This is a genomic window from Halalkalicoccus sp. CGA53, assembly GCF_036429475.1.
Classification (GTDB): domain Archaea; phylum Halobacteriota; class Halobacteria; order Halobacteriales; family Halalkalicoccaceae; genus Natronorarus; species Natronorarus salvus.
The window spans coordinates 329933-355095 of sequence record NZ_CP144125.1 but is presented as its reverse complement, the minus strand read 5'-3'; the positions used below and the strand labels follow the sequence as shown (position 1 = coordinate 355095).

30 protein-coding genes and 1 tRNA gene are annotated in these 25163 nt (G+C 67.6%); 15 read left to right on the top strand and 16 right to left on the bottom strand.

What is annotated here, in order from left to right; genetic code table 11:
- Window positions 1–112 precede the first annotated feature (112 nt).
- The gene (gene radB, locus V2L32_RS03085) at window positions 113–820 is read right to left on the bottom strand and encodes a DNA repair and recombination protein RadB (RefSeq protein ID WP_331234993.1); all 708 of its coding nucleotides are present in this window, start codon (window positions 818–820) and stop codon (window positions 113–115) included.
- Between the two features lie 79 nt (window positions 821–899).
- Between radB and V2L32_RS03080 the strand changes: the two genes are divergently transcribed.
- The gene (locus tag V2L32_RS03080; RefSeq protein WP_331234992.1) at window positions 900–1637 is read left to right on the top strand and encodes a RuvC family protein; all 738 of its coding nucleotides are present in this window, start codon (window positions 900–902) and stop codon (window positions 1635–1637) included.
- A gap of 14 nt (window positions 1638–1651) precedes the next feature.
- Here V2L32_RS03080 and larC read toward each other — a convergent pair whose 3' ends face one another.
- Window positions 1652–2962 carry a nickel pincer cofactor biosynthesis protein LarC gene (larC, locus tag V2L32_RS03075; protein WP_331234991.1) on the bottom strand — a complete coding sequence of 437 codons (1311 nt, stop codon included), beginning with the start codon at window positions 2960–2962 and terminating at the stop codon, window positions 1652–1654.
- A gap of 172 nt (window positions 2963–3134) precedes the next feature.
- On the opposite strand from larC, the gene V2L32_RS03070 reads away from it, so the two are divergent.
- A complete protein-coding gene (locus tag V2L32_RS03070; protein WP_331234990.1) occupies window positions 3135–5360 on the top strand; it encodes a CDC48 family AAA ATPase in 2226 nt (741 codons plus the stop codon).
- A gap of 43 nt (window positions 5361–5403) precedes the next feature.
- On the opposite strand, the gene V2L32_RS03065 is transcribed toward V2L32_RS03070, so the two are convergent.
- Entirely contained in the window at window positions 5404–6003 is a 600-nt protein-coding gene (locus tag V2L32_RS03065) for a universal stress protein (RefSeq protein WP_331234988.1), read from the bottom strand.
- A 91-nt stretch (window positions 6004–6094) separates the two neighbouring features.
- Here V2L32_RS03065 and V2L32_RS03060 point away from each other — a divergent pair.
- The 3 genes from V2L32_RS03060 (at window position 6095) to V2L32_RS03050 (ending at window position 6993) form a co-directional block, all read left to right on the top strand.
- Window positions 6095–6179: transfer RNA gene (locus V2L32_RS03060), tRNA-Leu, on the top strand.
- A 191-nt stretch (window positions 6180–6370) separates the two neighbouring features.
- On the top strand, window positions 6371–6604 hold the full coding sequence (locus V2L32_RS03055) for an antitoxin VapB family protein (protein WP_331234987.1): 234 nt from the start codon (window positions 6371–6373) through the stop codon (window positions 6602–6604).
- Window positions 6601–6993 (top strand): type II toxin-antitoxin system VapC family toxin, encoded by a 393-nt coding sequence (locus tag V2L32_RS03050; protein WP_331234986.1) that lies wholly within the window; start codon window positions 6601–6603, stop codon window positions 6991–6993. The genes V2L32_RS03055 and V2L32_RS03050 overlap by 4 nt, the downstream gene beginning before the upstream one ends.
- On the opposite strand, the gene V2L32_RS03045 is transcribed toward V2L32_RS03050, so the two are convergent.
- Window positions 6994–7827, bottom strand: a complete 834-nt coding sequence (locus V2L32_RS03045; RefSeq protein ID WP_331234985.1) for a fructosamine kinase family protein — start codon at window positions 7825–7827, stop codon at window positions 6994–6996.
- Window positions 7828–7862: 35 nt separating this feature from the next.
- Entirely contained in the window at window positions 7863–8171 is a 309-nt protein-coding gene (locus V2L32_RS03040; RefSeq protein ID WP_331234984.1) for a hypothetical protein, read from the bottom strand.
- Between the two features lie 319 nt (window positions 8172–8490).
- Here V2L32_RS03040 and V2L32_RS03035 point away from each other — a divergent pair, with 319 nt between their 5' ends.
- Window positions 8491–8994 carry a DUF5813 family protein gene (locus V2L32_RS03035; RefSeq protein WP_331234983.1) on the top strand — a complete coding sequence of 168 codons (504 nt, stop codon included), beginning with the start codon at window positions 8491–8493 and terminating at the stop codon, window positions 8992–8994.
- A gap of 91 nt (window positions 8995–9085) precedes the next feature.
- On the opposite strand, the gene V2L32_RS03030 is transcribed toward V2L32_RS03035, so the two are convergent.
- The 3 genes from V2L32_RS03030 to V2L32_RS03020 are packed head-to-tail and all read right to left on the bottom strand — an operon-like array spanning window position 9086 to window position 11889.
- Window positions 9086–9319 (bottom strand): Lrp/AsnC family transcriptional regulator, encoded by a 234-nt coding sequence (locus V2L32_RS03030; protein ID WP_331234982.1) that lies wholly within the window; start codon window positions 9317–9319, stop codon window positions 9086–9088.
- Window position 9320: 1 nt separating this feature from the next.
- Entirely contained in the window at window positions 9321–10004 is a 684-nt protein-coding gene (locus V2L32_RS03025) for a potassium channel family protein (protein ID WP_331234981.1), read from the bottom strand.
- A gap of 52 nt (window positions 10005–10056) precedes the next feature.
- Complete coding sequence (locus tag V2L32_RS03020) at window positions 10057–11889, bottom strand: cation:proton antiporter (protein WP_409348422.1); 1833 nt, start codon at window positions 11887–11889, stop codon at window positions 10057–10059.
- A gap of 115 nt (window positions 11890–12004) precedes the next feature.
- Here V2L32_RS03020 and V2L32_RS03015 point away from each other — a divergent pair, with 115 nt between their 5' ends.
- Window positions 12005–12235, top strand: coding sequence for an Lrp/AsnC family transcriptional regulator (locus V2L32_RS03015; RefSeq protein WP_331234979.1), 231 nt, complete (start codon window positions 12005–12007; stop codon window positions 12233–12235).
- A 44-nt stretch (window positions 12236–12279) separates the two neighbouring features.
- Complete coding sequence (locus V2L32_RS03010; RefSeq protein WP_331234977.1) at window positions 12280–12594, top strand: hypothetical protein; 315 nt, start codon at window positions 12280–12282, stop codon at window positions 12592–12594.
- Here the strand turns inward: V2L32_RS03010 and tmk are convergent.
- A complete protein-coding gene (tmk, locus tag V2L32_RS03005) occupies window positions 12591–13169 on the bottom strand; it encodes a dTMP kinase (protein ID WP_331234975.1) in 579 nt (192 codons plus the stop codon). The genes V2L32_RS03010 and tmk overlap by 4 nt on opposite strands.
- A 132-nt stretch (window positions 13170–13301) precedes the next feature.
- Here tmk and V2L32_RS03000 point away from each other — a divergent pair, with 132 nt between their 5' ends.
- The 3 genes from V2L32_RS03000 (at window position 13302) to cofC (ending at window position 16204) form a co-directional block, all read left to right on the top strand.
- The gene (locus V2L32_RS03000) at window positions 13302–14207 is read left to right on the top strand and encodes a complex I NDUFA9 subunit family protein (RefSeq protein ID WP_331234974.1); all 906 of its coding nucleotides are present in this window, start codon (window positions 13302–13304) and stop codon (window positions 14205–14207) included.
- Between the two features lie 110 nt (window positions 14208–14317).
- Window positions 14318–15496 carry a tubulin/FtsZ family protein gene (locus tag V2L32_RS02995; RefSeq protein WP_331234972.1) on the top strand — a complete coding sequence of 393 codons (1179 nt, stop codon included), beginning with the start codon at window positions 14318–14320 and terminating at the stop codon, window positions 15494–15496.
- 54 nt (window positions 15497–15550) lie between these two features.
- Window positions 15551–16204 carry a 2-phospho-L-lactate guanylyltransferase gene (cofC, locus tag V2L32_RS02990; protein WP_331234971.1) on the top strand — a complete coding sequence of 218 codons (654 nt, stop codon included), beginning with the start codon at window positions 15551–15553 and terminating at the stop codon, window positions 16202–16204.
- On the opposite strand, the gene V2L32_RS02985 is transcribed toward cofC, so the two are convergent.
- A complete protein-coding gene (locus tag V2L32_RS02985; RefSeq protein WP_331234970.1) occupies window positions 16167–17390 on the bottom strand; it encodes an MFS transporter in 1224 nt (407 codons plus the stop codon). The genes cofC and V2L32_RS02985 overlap by 38 nt on opposite strands.
- A 96-nt stretch (window positions 17391–17486) precedes the next feature.
- On the opposite strand from V2L32_RS02985, the gene cofG reads away from it, so the two are divergent.
- Window positions 17487–18617, top strand: a complete 1131-nt coding sequence (cofG, locus tag V2L32_RS02980) for a 7,8-didemethyl-8-hydroxy-5-deazariboflavin synthase subunit CofG (RefSeq protein WP_331234969.1) — start codon at window positions 17487–17489, stop codon at window positions 18615–18617.
- Between the two features lie 61 nt (window positions 18618–18678).
- On the opposite strand, the gene V2L32_RS02975 is transcribed toward cofG, so the two are convergent.
- The 6 genes from V2L32_RS02975 to V2L32_RS02950 all read right to left on the bottom strand — a co-directional run bounded on the left by V2L32_RS02975 (window position 18679) and on the right by V2L32_RS02950 (window position 22978).
- Window positions 18679–18951 (bottom strand): hypothetical protein, encoded by a 273-nt coding sequence (locus V2L32_RS02975; protein ID WP_331234968.1) that lies wholly within the window; start codon window positions 18949–18951, stop codon window positions 18679–18681.
- Window positions 18952–18987: 36 nt separating this feature from the next.
- Window positions 18988–19542, bottom strand: coding sequence for a metal-dependent hydrolase (locus tag V2L32_RS02970; protein WP_331234967.1), 555 nt, complete (start codon window positions 19540–19542; stop codon window positions 18988–18990).
- Window positions 19543–19632: 90 nt separating this feature from the next.
- Window positions 19633–20355 carry a hypothetical protein gene (locus tag V2L32_RS02965; RefSeq protein ID WP_331234966.1) on the bottom strand — a complete coding sequence of 241 codons (723 nt, stop codon included), beginning with the start codon at window positions 20353–20355 and terminating at the stop codon, window positions 19633–19635.
- Window positions 20356–20537: 182 nt separating this feature from the next.
- Window positions 20538–21905, bottom strand: a complete 1368-nt coding sequence (gene cofH, locus V2L32_RS02960) for a 7,8-didemethyl-8-hydroxy-5-deazariboflavin synthase subunit CofH (protein ID WP_331234965.1) — start codon at window positions 21903–21905, stop codon at window positions 20538–20540.
- A 45-nt stretch (window positions 21906–21950) separates the two neighbouring features.
- Entirely contained in the window at window positions 21951–22700 is a 750-nt protein-coding gene (locus V2L32_RS02955) for an NAD-dependent deacylase (RefSeq protein WP_331234964.1), read from the bottom strand.
- 44 nt (window positions 22701–22744) lie between these two features.
- Window positions 22745–22978, bottom strand: coding sequence for an Lrp/AsnC family transcriptional regulator (locus tag V2L32_RS02950; protein ID WP_331234963.1), 234 nt, complete (start codon window positions 22976–22978; stop codon window positions 22745–22747).
- Between the two features lie 153 nt (window positions 22979–23131).
- Here V2L32_RS02950 and V2L32_RS02945 point away from each other — a divergent pair, with 153 nt between their 5' ends.
- From V2L32_RS02945 to purQ, 3 genes are read left to right on the top strand one after another with little or no spacing between them, the layout of a single operon-like run.
- Complete coding sequence (locus tag V2L32_RS02945; protein ID WP_331234962.1) at window positions 23132–24145, top strand: phosphoribosylaminoimidazolesuccinocarboxamide synthase; 1014 nt, start codon at window positions 23132–23134, stop codon at window positions 24143–24145.
- A gap of 46 nt (window positions 24146–24191) precedes the next feature.
- Window positions 24192–24446 (top strand): phosphoribosylformylglycinamidine synthase subunit PurS, encoded by a 255-nt coding sequence (gene purS / locus V2L32_RS02940; protein WP_331234961.1) that lies wholly within the window; start codon window positions 24192–24194, stop codon window positions 24444–24446.
- Window positions 24443–25123 carry a phosphoribosylformylglycinamidine synthase I gene (gene purQ, locus V2L32_RS02935; protein ID WP_331234959.1) on the top strand — a complete coding sequence of 227 codons (681 nt, stop codon included), beginning with the start codon at window positions 24443–24445 and terminating at the stop codon, window positions 25121–25123. Before purS ends, purQ begins: the two co-directional genes overlap by 4 nt.
- The last annotated feature ends 40 nt before the right edge of the window (window positions 25124–25163 follow it).

The window sequence follows — 25163 nt, the reverse complement described above, 5'->3', positions numbered from 1 at the left end:
TCGCTCGCGGGTGCAGCGCTGGACCGCGACCGCCACCATACCGCACCGCCCCATACTCGTACAGCTCTGTGTCGCCACCGTTAGCTCCCGATCCCGGACTCTCAATCTCGTCTCAGATGATGTCTTCGACGCTCTCCATCCCGTCACCGGTGATCCGGAAGGTGACGTTCTCGCCGACGGCTTTCGCCCGGTGTTTCTCGAGCGTCGCCCGGCGGTTGCCACCTCGAAACCGGTCGAGTCTGACGACCGTCCCCGTGAGGTGACCGAGGGTGTGCCCGCCGAGCGCTCGGATCCGGTCGGCATCGGGGTCGGTGAACACCTGGTTGGTAATGAGCACCGCGAGGTCGTGTCTGCGGGCGAGCGAGAGCAGGTGTGTGACCTGTCGCCCGACCCGTCGGAGCGTCTCGCCGCCGTCGTCGTCGTCGCGTTCGAGCCGGTAGAAACCGGTCGCGCTGTCGAGGACGATCAGGTCGACGTTCTCCGCGAGCTCGGCCGCGTCTCGCACCGCCTCCTCCTGGCCCTCGAAGTCGTAGACCTCCTGCAGGACGACCCGTCCCGATATGGTCTCGATCGACTCCTCGGTATCCGCCGCGGAGGCCTCGAGGAGCTGTCCGAACCGGTCGATCGAGATCCCTTCCGTATCGATGACGACCGAGCGCTCGCCGCGGGCGGCCGCCGCGACGGCAGCACAGAGCGCGACGTTCGTCTTCCCCGCCGCGGGTGGACCGTAGACCTGCGTGACGGTCCCGCGTTCGAGCCCGCCGCAGACGAGTTCGTCGAGCGCCCCACAGCCAGTCGGCAGCCGTCCCTCGTCGTTCACGCCCGGGGTTTGCCGCGGTCGGACTAAAGCCCCCCGGCTCCCGGGGAAGGCGTTTACCCCCCGACCGCCTATCTCGACCGTGATCGTCGTCGCGACCGCCGACTTCGAGGTGTACCACGACGTGGTCGGTGAGCTGAAAGACCGCGACGTGGCCTTCACAACGATCGAGTGGGGGGAGTCGCTCCCCGAGGGGACGTCCGTCCTCGTCACGGGTGCGAGCGACGACCCCGACCGGTACGCAGCTCCCGCAATCGAGCAGGTGAGAGCCGAGCCGGGCGATCCACGCTGGGCGGTCGAGACGGCGCTCTCGACGCTTCGGGAGGAGGGCGACCGAACGGTAATCGGAGTCGATCCTGGAGCCCGTCCGGGAGTCGCGGTCGTACAGGGGGAGACGGTCGTCGCCGCGTTCCACGTCCCGCTGGCCGACGCAGCGGAGGTGGTTCGACGGGAGGTCGAGGACGATCCCGAGGCGATCGTGCGGATCGGCGACGGCGCACGGCTCCAGGGCGCGCGGATCGTCGAGGCGATCGACGGCGTGCGGGTCGAACTCGTCGACGAGACGGGGACGACGCCCTCACTCGGTACCGGTACCCGGGGGATGGGCGACGTGCTCGCGGCGGTGAACATCGCACGACGGAAGGGCGAACCGATCGACTCCCGGGAGATCGAGCCGAGCGACGGGGAGATCCGCGTGATCCAGGACAGGTCGCGCGAACGATCGGACGAGAACCGCGAGATCGACGCCCCGCTCGCCCGCCGGGTCGCGCTCGGCGAACTCACGCTGGACGAGGCCATCGAAGAGCACCGAGAGCGGTAGGCCGGACCGACGGGCTATCGGTACGCAGTCTCCACCCGGCGCAGTATCTCCCGGATCGGCAATCCAGTTTCGCGCGCGATGGCCGCCGCGTCGTCGTACTCCGCGCTCACGTCGTAGACGGTACCGGAGTCGTCGCTCGCGACCTTGACGTCCACCTCGTAACGCTCGTCGTCGACCTTGATCGTCACCGACTCGATCTGCCGGCGGGCGATCCAGCGGTGCGTACCGGGCGTCGTGCGCACGCCGAGGGTACCGGTCTCCTCGGCGAGCCGGCGAGCGACCCGTTCGGCGTCCTCGGATCTGGCGATCACCTTCACGAGGTGCCCGGGCCGGGACTTCTTCATCGTCGCGGGGAGGATCGAGACGTCGCGGGCACCGATCTCGGCGAGCGTCTCCTGGAGGCCACCGAGGACCTCGGGCGTCGTGTCGTCGAGGTTCGTCTCCAGCACCGTGATCTCCTCCCGCACCAACGAACGTTCCTCGCCGACGATCCCGCGGAGGACGTTCGCGTGTTCGGGGAGGTCGAGGGTCCCAGAACCGTAGCCCGATCGCTCGACCCGGAGCGAGGGAAGGTGCTCGACACCATCCGCGAGGTGAGCGAGGATCGCGGCGCCGGTCGGCGTGAGCAGTTCGCGCTCGATCGGCCCGCCTCGGAGCGACCAGTCGGCACGTTCGGCTATCTCGACGGTCGCCGGACCGGGGACCGGGTAGACCCCGTGGCTCATCGAGACGGAGCCGCCACCGACCGACAGCGGCGTCGTGACGACTCGGTCCACCTCCAGGTCGTCGAGCAGGAGGAGCGTCCCGATCACGTCCGCGATGGCGTCGTCAGCGCCGACCTCGTGGAAGTGGATCCTCTCGAGTGACCCGCCGTGGACGCTCGCCTCGGCCTCGCCCAGGAGCGTGAAGATCGCGACCGCCTCGTCCCCGATCCCCGTACCCAGATCCATCGCCTCGACGGCCTCGACGACCTCCGTGTACGAGCGGTGTGGGCCGTGACCCTCGGCGTGGACGTGGCCGTGGTCGTCTCCGTGATGGTCGTGGCCGGAGGAGTGGGTGTGCTCGCGATCGGCGTCGTGGCCGTCACCGTCCCCGTCGGAGTCCGAGTGGTTCTCGGGCCGGGTCGATTCCCCTCCATCGTCGAGGACGACGTCGACGCTCGTCGCGGCGATCCCGTTCTTTACGACCTCTCGGATCTCGTATCGGACGTCGAGGTGGTCTTCGACCACGTCGAGGACGGCCGGGTCCGCGCCGAGGTCACAGAGCGTCGCGAGCAGCATGTCGCCGCTCGCGCCCATCCGCCCGTCGAAGGCGAGCGTTCGCATACCGACATCGGGCGCGTCACCGGGAAAAAGGACGCGGTGGGCGTGGCCGGTAGGGTTTTGTACCCGATAGTCGTACCTTGATACAGAGTACCAAACCTAGCGCGAGGCGGTCCAACAAAAGACCTATCGGCACCGCTCGCCGAGTGACGGACATCCCCGCGACGGCCCAATCATGAACGAAGTCCAACTCGAGGTCACGAAGGCCTATCCCAACGACTCGGGCAGGGGCATCGCACGCCTCGACCCGGATACGCTACTGCACCTGAAGCTGAGCCCCGGCGACATCATCGAGATCGAGGGCGGCGAGACGACCGCCGCGAAGGTCTGGCGCGCCGACCGCCAGGACTGGAACACCGATACGGTGCGGATCGACGGCTTCACCCGACAGAACGCCGACATCGGCATCGGCGAACGGGTGACGATTCGGAAGGCCGAGGCCGCGAAGGCGAACACGCTCGTCCTCGCCCCGCCCGAGGAGGCGTCGGTCCAGTTCGGCTCCGACGCCGCCGGGATGGTCAAACGTCAGATCCTCAAACGGCCGGTCGTCGAACGCGACATCGTCCCGGTGATGAGCAGCACGAACCACCCGTTCATGCGCTCGCCCGGCCAGGCGATCCCCCTCATCGCCGTCGAGACCGACCCGGAGGGCGTCTGTCTCATCACCGAGGACACCGAGGTCGAACTCAGAGAGGAGCCGATCTCCGGCTTCGACAGCCAGCGCACCGGCATCACCTACGAGGACATCGGCGGCCTCCAGAACGAGATCCAGCGCGTGCGCGAGATGGTCGAACTGCCGATGAAACACCCCCAGATCTTCAAGAAGCTGGGGATCGAGCCGCCACAGGGAGTTCTCCTGCACGGACCGCCCGGTACCGGAAAGACGCTGCTCGCGAAGGCCGTCGCGAACGAGACGAGTGCGAGTTTCTTCTCCATCGCGGGTCCGGAGATCATCTCGAAGTACTACGGGGAGAGCGAACAACAGCTTCGAGAGATCTTCGAGGACGCCGCCGAGGAGTCGCCCGCGATCATCTTCATCGACGAACTCGACTCGATCGCGCCCAAGCGCGAGGACGTCACCGGCGAGGTCGAACGCCGGGTCGTCGCGCAACTGCTGACGATGATGGACGGCCTCGAGTCCCGCGGTCAGGTGATCGTCATCGCGGCGACCAACCGCGTCGACAGCGTCGACCCGGCCCTTCGGAGGCCGGGCCGGTTCGACCGCGAGATCTCGATCGACGTGCCGGACGAATCCGGACGAAAGGAGGTCATCCAGATCCACACCCGCGGGATGCCGCTGTCCGACGACGTCTGTCTGGACGAGCTCGCGGAGGACACCCACGGCTTCGTCGGCGCGGACATCGAGTCGCTGACGAAAGAGGCGGCGATGAAGGCGCTCCGGAGGTACCTCCCCGAGATCGATTTGGATGAAGAGGAGATCCCGCCGAGCCTGATCGACCGGATGATCGTCAAGCGCTCTGACTTCCGCGGCGCGCTCGGCGAGGTCGAACCGAGCGCGATGCGCGAGGTGCTCGTCGAGCTCCCGAAGGTGAGCTGGGAGGACATCGGCGGGCTGGAGGAGGCGATGATGGACGTCAGAGAGAGCGTCGAGTGGCCGCTCACCGACCCCGAGCGGTTCGTTCGGATGGGTATCCAACCGCCCGCGGGCGTGTTGCTCTACGGACCGCCCGGCACCGGAAAGACGCTGATGGCCAAGGCGGTAGCGAACGAAACGAACGCCAACTTCATCTCGGTTCGCGGGCCACAGCTCCTCTCGAAGTGGGTGGGCGAGTCGGAGAAGGCGATCCGCCAGACGTTCCGCAAGGCGAGGCAGGTCAGCCCGACGGTGATCTTCTTCGACGAACTCGACTCGCTGGCGCCCAACCGGGGTCAGGACGCCGGCAGCAACGTCTCCGAGCGGGTGGTCAACCAGCTGCTCACCGAGCTCGACGGGCTGGAGGAGATGGAGAACGTGATGGTGATCGCCGCGACGAACAGGCCGGACATGATCGACCCGGCGCTGATCCGCTCGGGTCGGTTCGACCGGCTGGTGATGATCGGCCAGCCCTCCGAGGAGGGCCGCCGCGAGATCCTCGAGATCCACACCCGAGACATGCCGCTGGCCGCGGACGTGAGCCTGAAAGAGCTCGGCGAGATCACCGACGGCTTCGTCGGCTCCGACCTCGAGTCGATCGCCCGCGAGGCGGCGATGACCGCGCTCCGAGAGGACGCCGACACCGACATCGTCGAGATGCGTCACTTCCGGCAGGCGATGGACTCGGTTCGGCCGACGATCACCGACGACATCCTCAGCTACTACGAGGAGATCGAGGACCAGTTCGCCGGCGGAACCGCCGAACCGGGCCGCGGACGTCACGAGAGTCGGATCGGTTTCCAGTAGCTGACCGCCACTACGACCGTGACCGGTCAGCGTTGCTGGTCGGTTACGGATCGGTCGTGCGGACGCCCTCGCGGATGGAGATGACGGGACACCCGACCGACCGGACGATCGTCTGCGAGACGCTTCCGAACACCGCCTGTCGCGCCGGCGAGCGGTTCCGACCGCCGACCACGACGAAGTCGGCGTCGGACTCCTCGGCCATCGCGGGGACCTCTTCTGCCGGATCGCCGACCGCGATCCGGATCTCGTACTCGACGCCCGCCTCCTCGAACGCCCCCGCCAGCTCCCGGAGCAGCGCCCGCTGCTCGAGGACCACCTCTAGCGCCTCCGGTCCGGATATCTCACGCGGCTCCTCGCTCACCTCCGACACCGCCCACCGTTCGACCCACTCCGGGACCTCGCCCTCGATCCCCACGTCGAGCCGTGCCCACTGACGTGCCCACTCCGGGACGTCGTCGTCGTCCCCGTCTACCACCGCGCCCGCTCGCTCGACGACCTCCCTGTAGGTCTCCTCGGCGATCACGTGTGCGATCACGACCGTCGCTCCCGTCGGCTTCGCGACGTCGATCACCGTACTCGCGATCACGTCACCCCGGTCCTGGTCCTCCTCCGCGACCGCGACCAGTATCGTGTCGATTCCCATGGCCCCTCTTCGCTCCGATCGTGGGTATAGGTATCTCTCGACGTGGTGGGATCGAAACCCACATCCCGACGACCCGAGTAGCGGAGAGCGCGCGAGGGTGGCTGAGCTTGGCCAAAGGCGACGGGCTTAAGACCCGTTCCCGTAGGGGTTCATGGGTTCAAATCCCATCCCTCGCATTTTTCCGGCTCGAACGGACGTGAGAGCCGTGAAAATCGAACAGATGGATTTGAATCAGGGAGTGGAGCGAGCGGAGCGAGCGGAACGACCGTGGTTCAAATCCTATCCCCCTCGTTCCAGTTCGAATACCTCGGCCGTCGAAAGCCCAATCGCCGAAAGATTCAACGAGTTCGTATACACTGTATACAGCATGGGCTCGAAGACGGTCCGTCTCGACGACGACGTCTACGAACGGCTCCGAGCGCACAAACGCGACGACGAGACGTTCTCGGAGGCGGTCGATCGGCTGCTCGGCGAGCACTCGCTTCTCGACCTGGTCGGGATCTACTCCGAGGAAGAAGTAGAGGAGGTCGAGTCGGCACTCGTGGAGAAAGAACGGCGGGACGCCGCGAGACGACGTGAGTCGTTCGACCGATCCGCATGATCCTCGATACGACGTTCCTGCACGACCTGATGTACAGTGACACGGACGCGGTCGAGACCGCAGAGCGGATCGAGGCGACGGGCCAGTCGATTCGCCTCTCCGCGATGTCGGTGTACGAACTGTACTACGGCGTTGGATACACCGACCAGCCCGACGAAGAGCGACGGAAAGTCGAAAACGTGATCGGCTCGCTTCCGATCGCCCACGCCGACGGCGTCGTCATGCGGCGGGCAGGGCGAATCGACGGAGCGCTCGAACGCGAGGGCACGAAGACCGGTCAGTCCGACCTGATCGTCGGCGCGACCGCGCTCGTTCGCGACGAACCCGTACTCACGAGGAACGTCACCGACTTCGAACGGATCCCCGGAGTCGAGGTCGAAACCTACTGATCAGGAGAGTCGTTCGACCACCCGCTCGATCGACCGCACGTACCCCTCCCCGAAGTGCCAGACGTGGACCAGCAAGGGGAACAGCCGATACAGATACCGTCGCGTCTCCCAGAATCCCGCCTCGATCCCCCGAATCCCGTCGTAGGTCTCGAAGAAGGCCTCCCCGAACGTCCCCGTCCAGTCGACGTACGCGAGTTCGATCTCCGGGTGGCCGTAGGAGATCGCCGGGTCGAGGAAGCCGGTGATCCGATCCCCGGCAGCGAGCACGTTCTCGGTCCAGACGTCGCCGTGGAGCAGGGCGGGGGCGTCGGGCTCGGCCAGCCAGCGGTCGCACTCGGCGGCGATCGCTTCTATCTCCCCCGCGAGCGGGGTGGGGAGCGGGCCGTCCTCGTGTGCTCGTCGGGCGGCGTAGCGAAGCCGATGCTCCACGTAGAACTCGGCCCAGGAGTCGGTCCACGGATTGGGGAGCGGGAGTTGCCCGGTGAGCGTGTCGTACGGGAAGCCGAACCTCGGGGCCGAGCTGGTGTGGAGGTCCGCGAGCAGGCGTGCGGCGTGGCGCTCGGCTGCCGGGGTGAACCGACTCTCGCCCTCGACGTGCGAGAGGACGAGCACTTCGGTACTGACACCGAGTAGCTCCGGTACCGGGAGTCCGCGTTCTTCGAGGTAGCGGAGCATGCGGCCTTCGAGCGTGAGGTCGGTCGGACCGGTCTTCGCGACGACGGTCCGGCCGTCGGCGAGTTCGACCCGAGATACGCGGCCGATCTGCCCGCCCGAGAGCGGTTCTACCGACCGTATCTCGGCGTCGATCGGGAGATCCGGGAGCGGGTCGGTCATCGAGAGCGGTTCGAGGTCTACGGAAAAGAACGTACTCACGCGAAGCGGTCGACGATCGTGGTCGCGACCGTGCGGGCGCGACGAACCGGCCTCGGGCGGTCGTGGCGCTTCATGGCCGCAACCAGCCGCAGGACGGCCACGACGGCGACGAACGTCGCGACCGGGACGACCGCCGCCACGACGAGCACGGTCGCTGCCGCCAGTGCGACCGTGGGGTGGGAGACGACGTACGCGACCGCCACGGCGACGAGCGCGACAGCTACCGCTCGTTCCCGCCCGGTCGGCGGGCCGCTCGGGCCGGGGGTCGGGTGTCGATACCTCGTTCGGATCGTGTCTGGATACATCTGTGTGACGTGAGCCGCAGCGCTACCGCTACGGATCGGGGTGCGTTCGTCTCCCGGCCGCGAGGCGGACGCTACCGTGTCAGTTCGGAGAACTGACGGCCGGGGCGGTGCGTCGGATCGACGCATCGGTCCGGCCGTCGGGTTAGAAGTAAACCGCGATACGGCGTGGACCTACCGTCGATTCGTGTCGGTAAATCCGATGGTCGGCATGTGCACTCGCTGGCAATACGGGCCGGGGTAATAACTCTACTGCGAGAATCGGTACCGCTGGGCAGACGAGAGCGCAACCGCCATCACGTTCGCGCCCGTCCCGTCCCGTATGCGAGAGACGGGTGCCGAGCGAGCGCGGAACGCGATGGACGACCACGATGCGTTCGAACGAGTGGGTGCGGAGCATCGGGTGACGACGACGCCGTTCGAGGGACGCGTCACCGCGAGCGAGGGCGAGGGGGCGACCGGGTTCGGCGTTGAGGTCCAGGTCCCGACGCTCGACGCGGTCGTCGAAGGGGAATCGGTTCCCGACGTGATCGAGGAGGGCTGGCTCGAGACGTTCGAACTCCGGCTGGCAGACGCCCACCAGGCGACGAGGCGGCTGGAGGCGCTCGATCCGGAGGTCGAACGCGACGGCGAGGAGGTCAGGGTGGCCTTCGCGTTCGAGGAGTCCGCAGAACGCGGCCCGGAGGAGGCGAAGGCGCTCGTCGAGTACGTCGAGGGGACCTGGGTCGAGGGGATCGTTCCGGGCTACGAGTACGGCGAACCCGCCGCGTCGCTGCTCGGGCGGGCACAGCAGACCTACGGCGGCGGCGGGGGCGTCGAGCGGTAAGCCGGAGGATCGTACGAACCGCTGTGCGTCCGTATCGCTGGGAGCGAGAAGTAGGTACGGTCCGAGCGGTAGACGGTTACAGCAGTCCGTATCAGTCCATCGCGATGTAGGTCTGGGTGTCCTCGACGCCGGAGATGCCCTGGATGCCATCGGCGGCGATCTCCTTCACGTGGGCGGGCGAGTCGACGGTGATCTTCGCGATGATGTCGACGTCGCCGGCGACGATGTGGGCGTCGTCGACGCCGTCGAGGGAGAGGACGTCGTCCCTGAGCCGGTCGGCCTCGCCCGTGTTGGCCTTCACCATGATGTAGGCGACGACGGACATTCTACGCCCCTCCCACGGCAGGGGCGGCCGCCTCGCCGACGATCAGCTGTCGCACGTCGCCGAGTACGTCGAAGTCCGCGAGCACCGCCAGCCGGTCGCCCGCCTCGAGCGACTCGTCCGGCGAGGGAATCGCGAGCGGCTCGCCCTCCTTGCCGAACGCGAGCAGCGTCGCGTCCGCCGGGAGTTCGAGCTCGCTGATCGTGTACCCGCGCATTGGAGAGCCGTCCTGGACGGTGAGTTCGACCACCTGGAGGTTCTGGGCGATGTCGGCGATCGCGCGGATGTTCCCGCCGAGCAGCGCGTTCTTCGCGCCGAGCGCGCCGAGGCGCTCGGGGTAGATGATCTCGTCGACCTCCTCGGCGTACTTCCTGTAGATGCCCTCGCGATAGTCGGCGTCGATTCGCAGTACTGTGCGACAGCCGTGGTGTTTCGCGATCATACAAGCGGCGAAGTTGGCGTTCAGGTCGCTCGTGAGCGCGCCGAACGCGTCGGCATCCGCGATGCCCGCCTCCTCGAGGACCGACTCGCGAGCGCCGTCGCCGACGATCACCTCGTAGCCCTCTTTTCGAGCGCGGTCGGCCACCGACTCGTCGGCCTCGACGAGCGTCACCTCGTGGCCCTCCCGGGTGAGCACCCGCGCGGTCCGCGACCCGACTCTGCCCGCTCCAATGATAACAAACCGCATGTTCTGCCATATACCGTGGGGGACATTAACTGTACCCCAGCCGGTAACGGATTCAGTCGTGAGGGTGGAACCGGGCGGCCGCCTCGTCGACGGCGGCCGCCTCGCCGACGAACGTGACGTGGTCCCCGCGTACGAGGCGCTCGTCGGCCCTGGGGACGTGTGTGTCGCCCTCTCGACCGATGACGGCGACGATACAGCCGTCCGGGATCTCGGCGTTCACCTCGCGGATCGTCCGTCCGACGAGGTCGTCGGCGGTGATCTCGATCTCCTGGACGTCGTGGCCCTCACCGAGTTCGGCCATCCAGTGGGTGAGCGCCGGCCGCTCGATCTCGTTGTCGATGACGCGTGCGGTCGCCATCGAGGCGTCGATCGCCGTCACGCCGAGCGTGTCGAAGGCGGGGGCGTTCTCGGGATCGTTCACCCGGGCGAACACCCGTTCGACCCCGAAGGTGGTCCGTGCGAGTTGGGAGATCAGCAGGTTCGAGTCGTCGGTGCTGGTCGCAGCGACGAGGATCTTCGCCTCCGGCGCGCCGGCAGCGTTCAGTACCGACGGATCGGTGCCGTCGCCGGTGTGGACCGTAAAGCCCGCCTCGCGAGCCTCGCCGGTCGCGTCGTCGTCCCGATCGACGACGACGACGAACTCCCCGCGCCGTTCGAGCCGTGTGGCGAGCGCCCGGCCGACCCGGCCGCCGCCGACGATGATGGTTCGCATGGGTGTGACTGAGAGGGCGTCGGCGATCTGTCTGGCGAGTCCGGCCTCGAGGACGACGGTGACGAAGATGATGAGAAAGACCGTGCCGACGAGCGTTCCCGCCGCGGTCGGATCGCCGTCGACCGCGAGCTCGATCGCGAACAGCGTCGCGACGCTCGCCGGGACGATCCCCCTGGGACCGACCGCGGCGAGGAAGAGCCGCTCGTTGTCGGTGAACCGCCGGTCGCGGGCACAGAGGAACATGACGATCGGACGGATCACGAGCACGACCGCGAGCACCACGCCGACCCCGCCGAGACCGAGCGTGAGGATCGCCTCGACGTCGATCAGCGCCGCCAGCGAGATGAAGACGAACGAGAGCACCACTAGCGTGAGGTCGCGGCCGAACGTTTCCATCGTCTCCCTGTGTGGGAGGTCGAGGTTACCGAGGACGACTCCCGCGGTCGCGGCGGCAGCGATGCCCGCCTCGGCGGCGAGCAGGTCCGCGATCGCGAACGAACCGATCGCGGCCGAGAGCGTGAGAAAACGAGCGACCTGTGGTGTGCTCCCCGGAGCGATCTCGTGGGTCAGCAGGACGTAGACCGTCCCGGCGACGACCAGGCCGACGCCGACGCCGAGGGCGAACCGGAGCGAGAAGCCGCCGAGCGTGTCCAGCGCGCCACCCTCGCCGACGACGAGCGTCTCGTAGATCACGACGGCGGCGATCGCCGCCGTGACGTCGTTCACGATCCCCTCGCTCTCGAGGGCCGCCGCGACGTGCTCTCGCACCCGCACGACCTCCAGGATCGGCGTGATTACCGTCGGTCCCGTCGCGACGAGCAGCGCCCCGACGAGGAGCGAGAGCGGCCACGAGGCGTCGAGGAAGAGCCGGACCGCGCCGGCGGTCCCGAGGAAGGTGAGTGCCGCCCCGATCGTCGAGAGCCGGATCGTCGTCCGTGAGGCCTCCCGTAACCGGTCGATCCGCAGGTCGAACGCGCCGTCGAAGACGATGATCGCCACGCTCAGCCCGACGATCACCCGGAGGCCGTCGCCGAACGTCTCGAAGGTGACGACGCCCAGCGCCTCGGGTCCGAGCGCGACGCTGACGGCGATCAGAAAGAGCACGCTCGGCACCCGGAGCCGGCGCGCGAGCAACTGCGCGCCGATCCCCAGCAGCAGGATCGCTGCGATCACGGGGAGGACGTCGACCACGTGAGCTCTCGGGACCACGAGGTAGTAAACCCGCTCCCGTCGGCACGACCGGGCGTGACCCGAAAGGCTTTCTTCCGTGGTATGCTATCGCAAGGGGATGGTACACGCGTTCGTCATGGTGAAGACGGCGGCGGGGAAGTCGGAGGCGGTCGTCGACCAGGTCAGGGACGTCACGAACGTCTCCGAGGCGCATATCGTCGCCGGCGAGTTCGACGTGATCGCGGAGGTCGACGCCGAGGAGGTCTACGACGTTCTCCAGGCGTCGTCGTCGTCGATCCAGGCGCTCGAGGGCGTCGCGGACACGAAGACGTACATCTCGCTGGAGTAGGCCGTTTTCGACACCGAAAAGACCACCGAGTCCCTACTCGAGCTATGATCACGATCGGGACGATCGTCGGCCTGCTCGTCGTCGTCACGCTGCACACGGTGGTGGCGACGGTGATGACGCGCTTCTTCCGGCTCCGTCTCGACACCCGGGGGGGCGCGGCCGTCTTCTCGCTGTTTCTCATCCCCGTCGCGCTCTTCCTCTCGCTGCTCGTCCTGGGTCAGGCGATCCCGGGCCGGATGGAGCCGAACACGCTGTTGCTCGTCGCGATCGTCCTGCCGATCACCCTCGGGTTCGCCGTCGACCTCTTCTGGATGCCCCACCCCGAGGAGGTCGAACTCGCCCGCAGGGAGCGGGGCTAGACGACCCGGTCGAGCACCCTTTCGACGCCGTCGATCACTTCTTCCGGCGAGCGGGTCGCGTCGATCCGGGTGAACCGTCCGGGCTCCGCGGCGAGCAGCCGTTCGTAGTTCTCGCGCACGGCCCGCAGGTACTCTACCTGCTCTAACTTGTTCGTCGCACCGCTCCGTGCAGCACCCGTCTCCGGATCGACGTCGAGGTAGATCGTGTGATCCGGCGGGCGCGTCCAGGGGGAGTGTACCCCACGGACGTACTCGAGCGGCCGGTCGATCAGGTCGGCGAGCGACGCCCCCTGGTAGGCGTACCTGGAGTCGGAATAGCGGGCGGAGATCACCAGCTTTCCCTCCTCGAGCGCTGGTCGGATCACCCGGGAGAGGTGGTCCGCGTGATCGGCGGTGAAGAGGAAGAGTTCGGCGATCGGGTCCGCGTCCTCCTCGGCGATCGACCGCGAGACGACCTCGCCGTACCAGCTCCCGGTCGGTTCGCGGGTGAAGACGGCGTCGGGGTAGGTCCGACCGAGCGCCTCCCAGACGGTCGTCTTCCCGCTCCCGTCGATGCCTTCGAGGGTGAGCAACATACGGCCTCGTCCGCGAGCCGCGGGCATAAGCGTCCTGAAGCCACCCGTATGGGGGAGGTCGTAGACGGTCAGATCGAGCCACCGGCTACCAGTTTCAGTATCTTTACACCCGCGGCGCCCCTGGGAGGAGATATGAACGTACTCGTGACCGGTGGGACGGGGTTCATCGGGAGCTACCTGTGCGACGAACTGGCAGAACGCGGGCACAGCGTGACGGCGCTCTCGCGCTCGCCGGACCCGTCCGCGGTCTCCCAGGCAGTCGAGACGGTCGAAGGCGACGTCACCGATCCCGACTCGCTCGAGGGACCGATCGACGGGCAGGACGTCGTCGTGAACCTCGTGTCGCCGTCGCCGCTGTGGGAGCCGGAGGGCGGTAACGAGATGTACGACCGGATCCACCGCCAGGGAACCGAGAACCTCGTCCGCCTCTGTGAGGACGCCGGCGTCGACCGGTTCGTCCAGCAGAGCGGTCTCATAACGGGCGACGAGGACCTGACGTCGTACCACCGTGCGAAGGCCCGCGCCGAGGAGATCGTCCGCGAGTCCGACCTCGAGTACGTCATCTACCGTCCGTCGATCGTCTTCGGTGACGGCGACGAAATCGTCGGGTTCACGACGAAGCTGAAGCAGATGTTCGCCCCGGTCGGTCCCCTCTATCCGCTGCCCGGCGGCGGCGAGCGGACGTACTTCCAGCTCATCTACGTCGGGGACCTCGCGCCGATGCTCGCCGACGGCGTCGAGGGAGACGAACACGCGAACGAGACGTACGAACTCGGCGGCCCGAAGGTGTACAGCCTGCGCGAAATGACCGAACTCGTATTCGAGTCGAAGGGGCGGGACATCACGATCGTCCCGCTCCCGATGGCGCTCTCGAAGGTCGGCATGACCGCGATGGGGGTCGTTCCTGGCCTCCGACTGGGCCCCAATCAGTACAGGGGACTCAAGGCCGACAACCGGGTCTCCGACAATGACGTCGGCGTCTTCGGCGTCTCCGAAGACGAGATGACGACGTTCGAGGAGTACCTCGGTCTGGCGTAACGCCGGCCGCCCCGGCTGATACGCAGGCCGTAAACACCTCTTCTGTCCGAGAGAAACATTGACGAAAAGTTTATATTTATGATCCCACTGAGTTCGTCCAAGGGACATTTATGAAACTCGCGATGATTGGATTCGGTCAGGCGGGCGGCAAGATCGTCGACCGGTTCCTCGAACACGACATGGAGACGGACAGCAACGTCGTCCGCGCGGCGGTCGCGGTGAACACCGCGAAGGCGGACCTGATGGGACTCGAACACATCCCCCAGGAGAGCCGGGTGCTGATCGGCCAGTCCCGGGTGAAGGGCCACGGCGTCGGCGCGGACAACGAACTCGGCGCGAGCGTCGCCGAGGAGGACATCGACGAGGTGCAGGGTGCGATCGACTCCGTTCCCGTACACGAGGTCGACGCGTTCCTCGTCGTCGCCGGGATGGGCGGCGGCACGGGAAGCGGCGGCGCGCCGGTGATCGCGAAACACCTCAAACGCATCTACACCGAGCCGGTCTACGGCCTCGGCGTGCTCCCCGGCCGGGACGAGGGCGGCATCTACACGCTGAACGCCGCCCGCTCGTTCCAGACGTTCGTCCGCGAGGTGGACAACCTGATGGTCTTCGACAACGACTCGTGGCGCTCGACCGGCGAGTCCGTCGAGGGCGGCTACGGGACGATCAACGAGGAGATCGTCAGACGGTTCGGCATCCTCTTCGGCGCGGGTGAGATCGAAGCCGGCGATGAGGTCGCTGAAAGCGTCGTCGACTCCTCGGAGATCATCAACACGCTCGCCGGCGGTGGCGTCTCGACGATCGGCTACGCCTCGGAGGCGGTGGACCCGATCGCCTCCGGCGGCGGTCTACTTTCGCGGTTCACCGGCGACGACGAACCCGAGATCGACAGCGCACACACCACCAACCGTATCACCAGCCTCGTCCGGAAGGCCGCGCTCGGTCGGCTCACGCTCCCCTGCGAGATCCGCGGGACCGAACGCGCCCTGCTCGTGCTCGCCGGCCCCTCCGAGTACCTGAACCGGAAGGGGATCGAACGCGGCCGGAAGTGGACCGAGGAGCAGACCGGGAGCATGGAGGTCCGAGGTGGGGATTACCCCGTCGCCGACGCCGAGGAGGTCGCCGCCGTCGTCTTGCTCTCGGGCGTGACCGACGTCCCTCGGATCAAGGGACTCCAGCAGGTCGCGATCGAAGCCCAGCACAACATCGAGGAGATCAGAGCCGAGAGCGAGGGGAAACTCGAGGCGCTCGTCGACGACGGAAGCGAGGAACTCGACCCCCTCTTCTAGACACTCTAACCTGTTTTCGCACCGCTTAACCCCGCTTCCCGAGTAGCGTCGCCGATGCCTGCGCCCGAGAGAGCGAAGGTCGGCCGGGTGGTCGTCCCGTACGACGCCCGAGAGCCGTGTACGAGGCTTTCCCCCGTTCTCGACCCGGACGAGCGGTGGGATTTCTCCAGAGCGATGCTCGCGGACGTGCTGGGCGCGGTCCGTGCAGCCGGGTACGACCCGGAACTGCTCGCGACGGCACCGATCGACGTCGACGCCCCGGTAACGGTCGACGAGCGCTCGCTCACCCCCGCGGTGAACGACGCCCTCTCGCCCGGTACTGCCGTCGTGATGGCCGACCTGGCGCTCGCCACTCCCGGAACGCTCTCCCGGCTGTTCGAGGCCGAAGGTGACGTCGTCCTCGTACCGGGCCGCGGCGGGGGGACGAACGCGCTCGTCTCGCGTCACCCCGAGTTCCGGGTCGACTACCACGACGGCTCGTTTCTCAAGCACCGCCGGATCGCCGACGATTCCGGCATCTCCTGTCGAGTGGTCGACTCCCACCGACTCGCGACCGACATCGACGAGCCCGGGGACCTCGTCGAGGTGTTGATCCACGGCGAGGGGCGGGGTCGAAAGTGGCTCCGGGAGGCGGGATTCGAACTCAGCGGGAGGTGGGGACACCTCGGACTCAGCCGTGACGGGGAGCCGGTGGAAGCGTCGCGGTGAGCGCCAGTCCCAGGAGACCGACGCCCGCGAGCGCGAGGAACGCCTCGTCGAAGTAGCCCGCACCGCCGAGCGCGCCGACGGCGGCCGGCCCGACCGAGGCGAGCGTCATGTACGCCGTGCGGACGAGGCCGAGACCCCCGCCCTGAACGTCGGAGGGGAGTGCGGCGTTCACGTACGGAAAGGTGATGGCGGCGAAGTTGAGCAGCGATGTGAGCGCGAGTGTCACGGCGACGAGCGCGAGCGTGCCCTCCGCGAACGGGAGTGTGGCGAGCGCGCCGATTGCGACGACGAATATCACGGTAAGGGTCCGGCGTGCGCCGAACCGGTCGCCGGCCGCGCCCGCGATCGGCTGGAAGAACATCCCGAAACCGAACAGCAGCCCGAACAGCAGCGCTGCCTCGCTCCCGGAGAGCCCCTTCTCAACGACGAGGTAGGTGGGGTAGAGCCCCGTCACCGCCTGCCAGAGCACGCTCGAGACGAACATGAGCGCCGTCGCGAGCAGCACCTCACGACGGAGGAAGGTAGCACCGATCCGCGAGACCATCGCCCGCGAGAGCGTCTCGACGTCGGGCGTCGGGGAGGTGCTCTCCGGGATCGTCATCCAGAGCGCGACGGCGAGCGCGAGAAAGAGCGGGATCGCGAAGCCGAAGCCGAGACGCCAGCTCGCGTAGGTCGCGAGCAGTCCGGCGAACGCGGGCAAGAGCGCGTTGCCGGCGTTTCCGGCGCCGAGCGTGAGGCCGATCGCCGCGCCGTCGTTTTCGTCGTAGACGTCCGAGAGTACCGTGAGGCGGGTCGGCGAGTAGAGCGCAGTGCCGAAACCGTAGAGAACGACTCCACAGACGAAGACCGGAAAGGCGGCCGGGAGCGAGAGGAGGAGTACCGCGAGGAAACCGAGCGCCGCGGCGAGCGTGAGGACGTTTCGCTCGCCGATCCGATCGCCCAGCAGTCCGCCCGGGAACTGCCCGAGCGCGTAGACCGCGTAGAGGACGGTGACGAGCAGCCCGGCGCTCGCGAGGTCGAGCGAGAACGCCTCGGAGACGGACGGCAAGAGTGCGGGGAGGACGAGCCGAACACCGAGGACGAGGAACCAGCCGCTGGCGATCACTACGAGGATCCGGCCGCGACCGTCGCCGCGCAGGCTCGCGACCGTCTCGCGGACCCCGTCTCCGACCCCGCGCTGCGTCATACCGTGGGGAGACCGAGAGCCACCCTCGGTCTTGCGATGGGGGAACCGCACGCCGGAGTGGATACCCTTTTGCCCCCCGACGGACGACCTCGAGCCGTGATCCCCGGAGCCGCAGAGTACGGCGTCGACCTCTCGCTCTCCGAGCGTGCGATCCGGCGTGCGCTCTCGGTCACCCCGGAGGACGTCGAACCCGCCGACGGCCTCACCGTCGCGAAGAACGTCTTCGTCCCGCTGACGACCGCCTGCCGCTACACCTGCACCTACTGTACGTACTTCGACCCACCGGGCGAGGCGAGCCTGCTCTCACCGGAGGAGGTCCGCGAGATCTGTCGCCGGGGCGCGGAGACCGGCTGTACGGAGGCGCTCTTTACGTTCGGTGACGACCCCGACGACCGGTACGAGGAGATCGACCGACGGCTCTCGACGTGGAGCCACGACTCGATCCACTCCTATCTGCGCGAGGCGTGCGAGATCGCGCTCAGTGAGGGGCTACTCCCGCACTCGAACCCGGGCGACCAGACCCGAGAGCAGATGGCGCTCGTCGCCGACGTGAACGCGAGCATGGGCGTGATGCTCGAGACGACTGCCGACGTGGCAGCTCACGCCGGTCCACGAAGGAAAACCCCCGGACAGCGCCTCGCGACGATCCGCACGGCGGGCGAACTCGCGATGCCGTTCACCACCGGGATCCTCGTGGGGATCGGCGAGGGGCGGAGGGACAGAGCCGAGAGCCTGCTCGCGATCCGAGAGTTGAACGAACGGTACGGGCATATCCAGGAGGTGATCGTCCAGCCGGTGGTGGAGAACGACCGCTGGCGGGGCGGGTCACCGGAGCTCGAGACGATCCGCGATGCGGTCGCGATGGCACGATACGTCCTCCCCGAGTCGGTCTCCGTGCAGGCGCCGCCGAACCTCGCCTCGGTAGCGGACCTCCTCGACTGCGGGATCGACGACCTCGGCGGGGTCTCGCCGATCACCGACGACCACATCAACCCCGAGTACCGGTGGCCTGCGCTGCGGAAGCTCGAACGGCTGGCCGACGAGGCCGGCGTCCCCCTGCGCGAGCGGCTGCCGGTCTACGACCGGTTCGTTCCCGAGGAACTCGGCGGAACGGCGACCGACGACCGTTGGCTCTCCGGTCGGATCGAACGGGCTATTCGTACCGAGAACGACGGCGGTGAACGGTACCGCCGGGTGCTCGCGGGCGAGGCGACGCTCGTCGCCTGATACGGACTGCTGTGACTTTTTACCGGTCTGATCGGTACGGATCTACAGCAGTTCATACGAGTCACCGTCCCGTGATGCGAAAGTGATCTGCACCCTGGGACTCGAGCACCGCCGATTCACGAAGTTTGACGACGTAGCCCGTGGGAGTCCGCTCCATCTCGGCTGCGGCGTCGGTCCGGACGAGGTACCCCAGCAGCTGTGCGGAGGGCGGCTTCTGGGTGGCGGCGCAGTCGTAGACCGTGAGGAGTTCGCGCTCCCGACGGTCGTAGACGACGATCTGGGCGTGCCGGGGGAGATGCCAGCGTCCCTCGCCCGCGGGAACGAGGTGGTTCACACGTCACACTCGGGTTCGGCCGAGGTATAGGCACGCTCATTCCAGGAGCCGGGCTTCGATCTCCGGGATCCGTTTCCTGAACACTGTGTAGGGGACCGAGAGCAGGAGACCGCCGAGGACGAGCCAGCGGATCACCCCGTCGAAGAGCAGAACGGCCGGGAGCGAGGCGAGCGCACAGAGCGCGAGGTCTTCGGGCGCGCCGTCGTAACGGACCCACCGCCGCGCGCGGAGCCAGGTCCCGGGCACGTGGGCGTAGACCCCTCGGTCCGAGGTCGCCTCCCACGGTCGGACCTCGGTTCCGGCGCCGAAGGCGTCCATCGTCGAGTGCACCGCGAGGCCGAGGAGGAAGAACCCGATCACAACGCTCGCGGGGGAGGGGACGAGCGCGGCCAACCCGAGTGCCGGGAGCGCGACGGACCACCCGAGGACGGGGTAGTGAAGCGTCCGGCGGTGCTCGCCGACGAAGAGGTCGACGTCGGGGAGGAGGCTCCCCGCGATCGCGCCGACCGCCGCAGCCGTCGCGAAGGCGGGAGAGAGGAGGACCACCACGGACGCCATCGCCGCGCCGACGGCCCCGTGGGTGGTGTTCATCATCAGTGGGAGTGCGGGGCGCTATCGGGAATAGGTCTTCTGTGGCGGTCCAATGCACACGAAAAAGCAGATTGGGGGTCAAACGCCCGTTTAGTTGAGGAGATTTGCGACCGCACAGAGCAGGTTCCCCAGCAGGTTCCCCTCGCCGGCGACGGCCGTGATGTCGAGTTCGATTCGCGACAGGTCGACCTGCAGTCCGAGGAGGTCGAGGAAGATCGGACCGACATCGAGGGTGAGGATCGGACACTCGCCTTCCTCCGGGTCGAGGAGACCGTTGTCATCCCCAACGAGCCCTTCGAGGAGGTCCTCCAGAAGTTGGATGACCTCCTCCAACAGACCGATGACGATGTCGAAGGTCTCGTTGATCTGGGTCGTGGGGTTCTCCGAGAGTCGACCCTGCAGCCGACCGCTCGCTACCAGGTAGAGTCCGGTCGTGTCATCATCGTCGGCGGGATCGATGACTTCCTCGTCGAAGTCGATCTCGTCCTCGCCGACTACATCGAGACCGGTGATGTCCAGCCTGCCGTCGAACGTTCCATCTGCACCCTCGTCCGCACCGAGCGGATTGTCCTCAACGAACTCGCCCGTCCACGTGTCGAGGACCTCCCCACGTTGATCGTCGTCAAACCCGTCTTCGTCCGTAACGACTGGACCCTCGAACCGAAGCCGGTTACGGTAACTCCCGCTCCGCTGGCCCTGCGCTGCAGCCGAGCCGCTCGCCCCCGCGATACCGGTGCCGGCTACCCCGGCGGCCGCGAGCGTTTTCAGCACGGTTCGTCGCGTCGAGTCGTCTGCTTCGTTGTCTCGTGTCATAACGGATCACACCGTCGTACCGGTGCGGGTGACACTGACAGCACAGAGGAACAAATCCTGATTGCCTGCAATACAATAAATAACTGAAAAAATATATATTCGGTCCGTTCTGCCGATACCGGCACCCAGGGACCGGTGATATCGGTTCGCCTCCATAGACCTGCAACGAGCGTAGCTAAAATCTATACCTGGGGATCGGGAACCATCGGCGTGCCGTCGGCGCGCGGGCCGAGCGTCGGTCCGAACGGCGGGCTATCCACGTCGATCCGGCGCCTCGTCCGGTAGTCCGTCGAGCGCTCGACCGGAGTTCGCCCGATCGACGTGATCGCCTCGACGTAGTCGGTAAAGGAGCGGAACTCGCCGTGGGCACCGCCGGCGCGCTTCGTGATCTCTTCGGAGAGGATCGTCCCCATGTAGTCGTTTGCGCCGCAGGTGAGCATCCTGAGCCCACCGTTGTCGCCGTACTTCACCCAGCTCGACTGGACGTTCTCGACGTTGTCGAGGTAGAGCCGGGAGACCGAGATCAGCAGTTCGTCCTCGTGGTGGCTCGCCCCGCCGTCGACCAGTCCTCGCCGGTAGAGTGGTGTGTTCTCGTGGACGAACGAGAGCGGGACGAACTCGGTGATCGCGCCCGTTCGGTCCTGGAGCTCCCTGATCCGGTCGAGGTGTACGACCCGGTGGCGTTCGTTCTCGACGTGGCCGTACATGATCGTCGCCGTGGTGTCGAGGCCGACCGCCGCGGCCGCCTCCATCGCCTCGATCCACTCTCGCGAGCTGATCTTCGTCGGACAGATCACCTCGCGTACCTCGTCGACGAGGATCTCCGCGGCGGTCCCCGGTACGGAGTCGAGCCCGGCGCGTTTCAGCCGTCGGAAGACCTCCTCGTAGCTCCACTCCGTGCCCCGCCTCGCGTGGGCGGCCTCCTCGGGCGTCATCGAGTGGACGTGCACCTCGTCGACGCTCATCGCCTCGATCTGCTCGCAGTAGGTCCCCGGATCGGTCGCGTACCGCTCTGGCGGTTTGGAGTGGATCGTCGGATCCGGCCCGCGAGCGGCGAGCAGCTCCCTGTGTTCCCCGTCGAGCGAGAGCGCGGGGTGCAGTCCCGAGACCGAACAGACCTCGTAGATCCCGAGATCGAGAGCGTCCTCGACGATCTCGCGCGACTCCGCGGGCGTCTTCGTGAAGCCGTCGTGGTCCGTCTCCGAGTCCGTCTCGAAGTAGCTCGCCGTGTCCTTGAAGTTACAGAAGAGACAGCCCGTGTCGCAGGCGGTCGTGACGTTGTTGTTCAGGTTCGCGACGAACGTGACCTCGTCGCCGACCGTCTCCGCGCGTCGGGTGTCCGCGACCTCGAGCACCGCCTCCTTTCGCTCGACGTCGATCCCGTCGAACCCGGTCCCCGTGGTGAGCAGCGCGACCCCGTCCTCGACGTCGAGCCGCTCGCCCGACCGGGCCTTCGCGAGCGCGTTCTCGAAGGACTGCTCGCTCTCCGGGAGGTGAGAGAAGCGAAAGCGTTCGCGCGGAACGTCCACGGGAACGACCGATCGGGCCATTGCCCGCCCGTTCCCGTCGCCCGGATAAAAAGCGGTCGGTACCGGTCACCGGAGCCCCGCGGAGAGCGCCGGGAGCACCTCGGTGACGTCCGCCCGGAGGTCGAGGTCGGCCCGGCCGCTCATCGGGGTCCGTTCGAGGTTGACGACCGCACAGAACGCGCCGTTCCGCGAGGCGATCCGGGGCAGCGAGGCCGCGGGTTCGACGGTCAACGAGGAGCCGATCGCGAGGAAGACGTCGCAGTCGGTCGCGTATCCCCGTGCCCGTTCGATCGCCTCCCGCGGCAGGGACTCCCCGAAGAGCACCACGTCGGGTTTGTGGACGCCGCCACAGGGACAGGTGGGAGGCGACCCGCCCGCTCGGACGCACTCGAAGGCCTCGTCGGCGGACGAGCGATCCCCACAGGACTCACAGACGACCCGCGCGGCGTTCCCGTGGAGTTCGATTACGGTGCCCGACCCGGCCGCAGCGTGCAGCCCGTCGGTGTTCTGCGTGATCACGGCGTCGAGGTGCCCGTTCGATTCGAGGGTCGCGAGCGCTTCGTGCGCGGCGTTCGGCGCGACCTCCTCGGGAAAGAGACGCTCGTGGAGTCTGAGGCGGTCGTCCCAGAACCCCTCCGGATCGCGATCGAAGCGGCGTCGGTGGAAGGAGGCTGGATCGAACTCCCGGCCCCAGATGCCGCCCTCGCCCCGGAAGTCGGGGATGCCGGAGGCGGTGCTCACCCCGGCGCCGGTGAGCACGACCGTCTCCTTTCCGTCGAGGATCGCGTCCGCCAGCCGGTCGAGAGGGTCGTCCATACCAGAGTCCGGGTCGCGGTGGCGAAAAGTCCCGCGTCTGCCCGTCAGCGCTCGAACGCGAGGCTCGTCACCGTGTCGATCACGCCGGTGATCGGGTGGATCTCCTCGGCGACGACCGTCGGGAGGTCACTCACGTCCTCCAGTTCGAGCCGTGCGATGACGTCGTACTCGCCGGTCACGACGTGGACGGAGGCGGCCGACTCCAGTTCGGAGATGGCCGAGGCGGCCCGCGAGACCGCGCCGGGGTCGACGATCACGTGTACGTAGGCTTCTGCCATGGTCGCTCCACGGAGCGACGTGTGATAACAGTTCCCTCGCCCGCGGTCGGAAACCTTCTTGTCCCGGCGGTAGGGAGGAACGGACATGAACCGCTGGCAGACGAGGTGCGGATCGGTCGACCGGAGGGACGACCCCCTCGTGGAGACGGGCGCGTGACGAGCGTCAAGGAGTTCCGGGTCGACCGGGAGCCGACCTCCGAGGAACTGGGTCGGGGTGCGTTCGTCTTCACCGACGCCTACTCCGTCTTCGACTGGGGACCGATGCCCGACCCGATCCCGGGTAAGGGCGCGAGCCTCTGTACGATGGGCGCGTTCAACTTCGAACGGCTCGAAAGCGAGGGCGTCCCGACACACTACCGCGGCGTCGGCGCGAGCGCACGGGCGCTCGCCGGGGCGAGGGGACCACCGACCGAGATGGCGATCGACCTCACGCAGGTGCCCGACCTCCCACACGAGGGCCGCGAGTACGACTACGAGGCGTACCACGCGGCGGCGGGAGAGAACTTCCTGGTACCGCTCGAGATCGTCTTTCGCAACCGCGTCCCGGTCGGCTCCAGCCTCAGACGCCGGAGCGAGCCGGCCGATCACGGCCTCTCGTTCGAGGAGTGGCCGGCGGACGCGGTCGACCTGGAGGAACCGATCGTCGAGTTCTCCACGAAGTACGAGGAGTCGGACAGGTACCTCGACCGGGAGGAGGCCGATGCGATCGCCGGGCGTGCCGATATCGACGAACTCTCCGAGCTCGCCCGGTCGGTCAACCGTGTGGTCACCGAGCGTGCCGACCGTGCGGGGCTCGTCCACGAGGACGGGAAGATCGAGTGTCTCTACTACGACGGGGAGGTCCGCGTCGCGGACGTGGTCGGAACGTTCGACGAGAACCGCTTCTCCTACCGGGGAAAGGGCATCTCTAAGGAGGTGATTAGGCAGTACCACAAACGCGAGCAGGAGGCGTGGGTCGCCGCGATCGACGACGCGAAGGTCCGCGCGAAGCGCGAGGACGTCGCCGACTGGCGGACGCTCTGTGAGCGCGAGCCCGAGAGCCTCCCCGAGGGGGTCGTTCGGGCGATGGCGGCGCTGTACGCCGCCGGGACGAACGCGTACACCGGGGAGAAGTGGTTCGACGCGCCCGATATCGACAGTGCGGTCGAGCGCGCACACGGCCTGTAGAGGGGTTCCAAAAGCGCTTTGTCGACCGATCCCTCTCTGTCGACCGATGACGGCGTACACCGCGACCGTGACGGTCCGGCTGAAGTCGGGAGTGCTCGACCCGGAGGCCGAGACCACCAGACGGGCGCTCGAACGCCTGGAGTTCGACCTCGAAGCGCTGCGCGCTGCCGACGTCTTCGAGATCGACCTCGAGGCCGACTCGGGGGAGGCGGCCGAGCGCCGCGCCCGGGAGATGGCCGAGCGACTGCTCGCGAACCCGACGATCCACGACTACGATATCGAGGTCAGTCGGTCGAGATGACGGTCGCCATCGTCCGCTTCGGCGGGTCGAACTGCGACCGGGACGCGGCGCAGGCGCTCGCCCACCTCGGGATCGACGCCGACCTCGTCTGGTACGAGGACGGCCTCCCCGGGGACACGACGGGCGTCCTGCTTCCGGGCGGCTTCTCCTACGGTGACTACCTCAGAGCGGGCGCGATGGCCGCCCGAACCCCGATCATGGACGAGGTCCGCGAGGCGGTCTCGGACGGGGTGCCGATGCTCGGCGTCTGCAACGGCGCACAGATCGGCTGCGAGTCCGGGCTCACCCCGGGCACCTTCACCGTCAACGAGAGCGCGCGCTTTCAGTGCGAACCGGTCTTCCTCCGCGTCGAGAACGCGGAGACGCCGTGGACGCGCGCCTACGAGGAGGGGGAGGTGATCGAGCTCCCGATCGCCCACGGAGAGGGACGGTTCGAGGCCACGGACGGAGAGCTCGCGACGCTCGAGCGCGAGGGGAGGATCCTCTTTCGGTACTGCGATCGGGATGGAGCGGTGACCCCCGCGGCGAACCCGAACGGGTCGGCGGGGAACGTCGCGGGCGTCGTCGGCGAATCGGAGCGAGTCGCGGTGCTCATGCCACATCCCGAGCGGGCGACGCTCCCGGAGCTCGGACGCACCGACGGCGCGGGCGTCCTCCGGGGCTTCGCGGAGAGCTAGTCGGCTACGACTCACGCCGCGTGAGCGGGCGATACGGCGC

Excerpts from the sequence above, each read along its gene's own strand:
- larC (WP_331234991.1), bottom strand. The coding sequence starts at position 2,962 with ATGCGAACGCTCGCCTTCGACGGGCGGATGGGCGCGAGCGGCGACATG.
- V2L32_RS03070 (WP_331234990.1), top strand. The coding sequence starts at position 3,135 with ATGAACGAAGTCCAACTCGAGGTCACGAAGGCCTATCCCAACGACTCG.
- V2L32_RS03065 (WP_331234988.1), bottom strand. The coding sequence starts at position 6,003 with ATGGGAATCGACACGATACTGGTCGCGGTCGCGGAGGAGGACCAGGAC.
- V2L32_RS03055 (WP_331234987.1), top strand. The coding sequence starts at position 6,371 with ATGGGCTCGAAGACGGTCCGTCTCGACGACGACGTCTACGAACGGCTC.
- V2L32_RS03050 (WP_331234986.1), top strand. The coding sequence starts at position 6,601 with ATGATCCTCGATACGACGTTCCTGCACGACCTGATGTACAGTGACACG.
- V2L32_RS03045 (WP_331234985.1), bottom strand. The coding sequence starts at position 7,827 with ATGACCGACCCGCTCCCGGATCTCCCGATCGACGCCGAGATACGGTCG.
- V2L32_RS03040 (WP_331234984.1), bottom strand. The coding sequence starts at position 8,171 with ATGTATCCAGACACGATCCGAACGAGGTATCGACACCCGACCCCCGGC.
- V2L32_RS03035 (WP_331234983.1), top strand. The coding sequence starts at position 8,491 with ATGCGAGAGACGGGTGCCGAGCGAGCGCGGAACGCGATGGACGACCAC.
- V2L32_RS03030 (WP_331234982.1), bottom strand. The coding sequence starts at position 9,319 with ATGTCCGTCGTCGCCTACATCATGGTGAAGGCCAACACGGGCGAGGCC.
- V2L32_RS03025 (WP_331234981.1), bottom strand. The coding sequence starts at position 10,004 with ATGCGGTTTGTTATCATTGGAGCGGGCAGAGTCGGGTCGCGGACCGCG.
- V2L32_RS03015 (WP_331234979.1), top strand. The coding sequence starts at position 12,005 with ATGGTACACGCGTTCGTCATGGTGAAGACGGCGGCGGGGAAGTCGGAG.
- V2L32_RS03010 (WP_331234977.1), top strand. The coding sequence starts at position 12,280 with ATGATCACGATCGGGACGATCGTCGGCCTGCTCGTCGTCGTCACGCTG.
- tmk (WP_331234975.1), bottom strand. The coding sequence starts at position 13,169 with ATGTTGCTCACCCTCGAAGGCATCGACGGGAGCGGGAAGACGACCGTC.
- V2L32_RS03000 (WP_331234974.1), top strand. The coding sequence starts at position 13,302 with ATGAACGTACTCGTGACCGGTGGGACGGGGTTCATCGGGAGCTACCTG.
- V2L32_RS02995 (WP_331234972.1), top strand. The coding sequence starts at position 14,318 with ATGAAACTCGCGATGATTGGATTCGGTCAGGCGGGCGGCAAGATCGTC.
- cofC (WP_331234971.1), top strand. The coding sequence starts at position 15,551 with ATGCCTGCGCCCGAGAGAGCGAAGGTCGGCCGGGTGGTCGTCCCGTAC.
- V2L32_RS02985 (WP_331234970.1), bottom strand. The coding sequence starts at position 17,390 with ATGACGCAGCGCGGGGTCGGAGACGGGGTCCGCGAGACGGTCGCGAGC.
- V2L32_RS02970 (WP_331234967.1), bottom strand. The coding sequence starts at position 19,542 with ATGAACACCACCCACGGGGCCGTCGGCGCGGCGATGGCGTCCGTGGTG.
- V2L32_RS02965 (WP_331234966.1), bottom strand. The coding sequence starts at position 20,355 with ATGACACGAGACAACGAAGCAGACGACTCGACGCGACGAACCGTGCTG.
- cofH (WP_331234965.1), bottom strand. The coding sequence starts at position 21,905 with ATGGCCCGATCGGTCGTTCCCGTGGACGTTCCGCGCGAACGCTTTCGC.
- V2L32_RS02955 (WP_331234964.1), bottom strand. The coding sequence starts at position 22,700 with ATGGACGACCCTCTCGACCGGCTGGCGGACGCGATCCTCGACGGAAAG.
- V2L32_RS02950 (WP_331234963.1), bottom strand. The coding sequence starts at position 22,978 with ATGGCAGAAGCCTACGTACACGTGATCGTCGACCCCGGCGCGGTCTCG.
- purS (WP_331234961.1), top strand. The coding sequence starts at position 24,192 with ATGACGGCGTACACCGCGACCGTGACGGTCCGGCTGAAGTCGGGAGTG.
- purQ (WP_331234959.1), top strand. The coding sequence starts at position 24,443 with ATGACGGTCGCCATCGTCCGCTTCGGCGGGTCGAACTGCGACCGGGAC.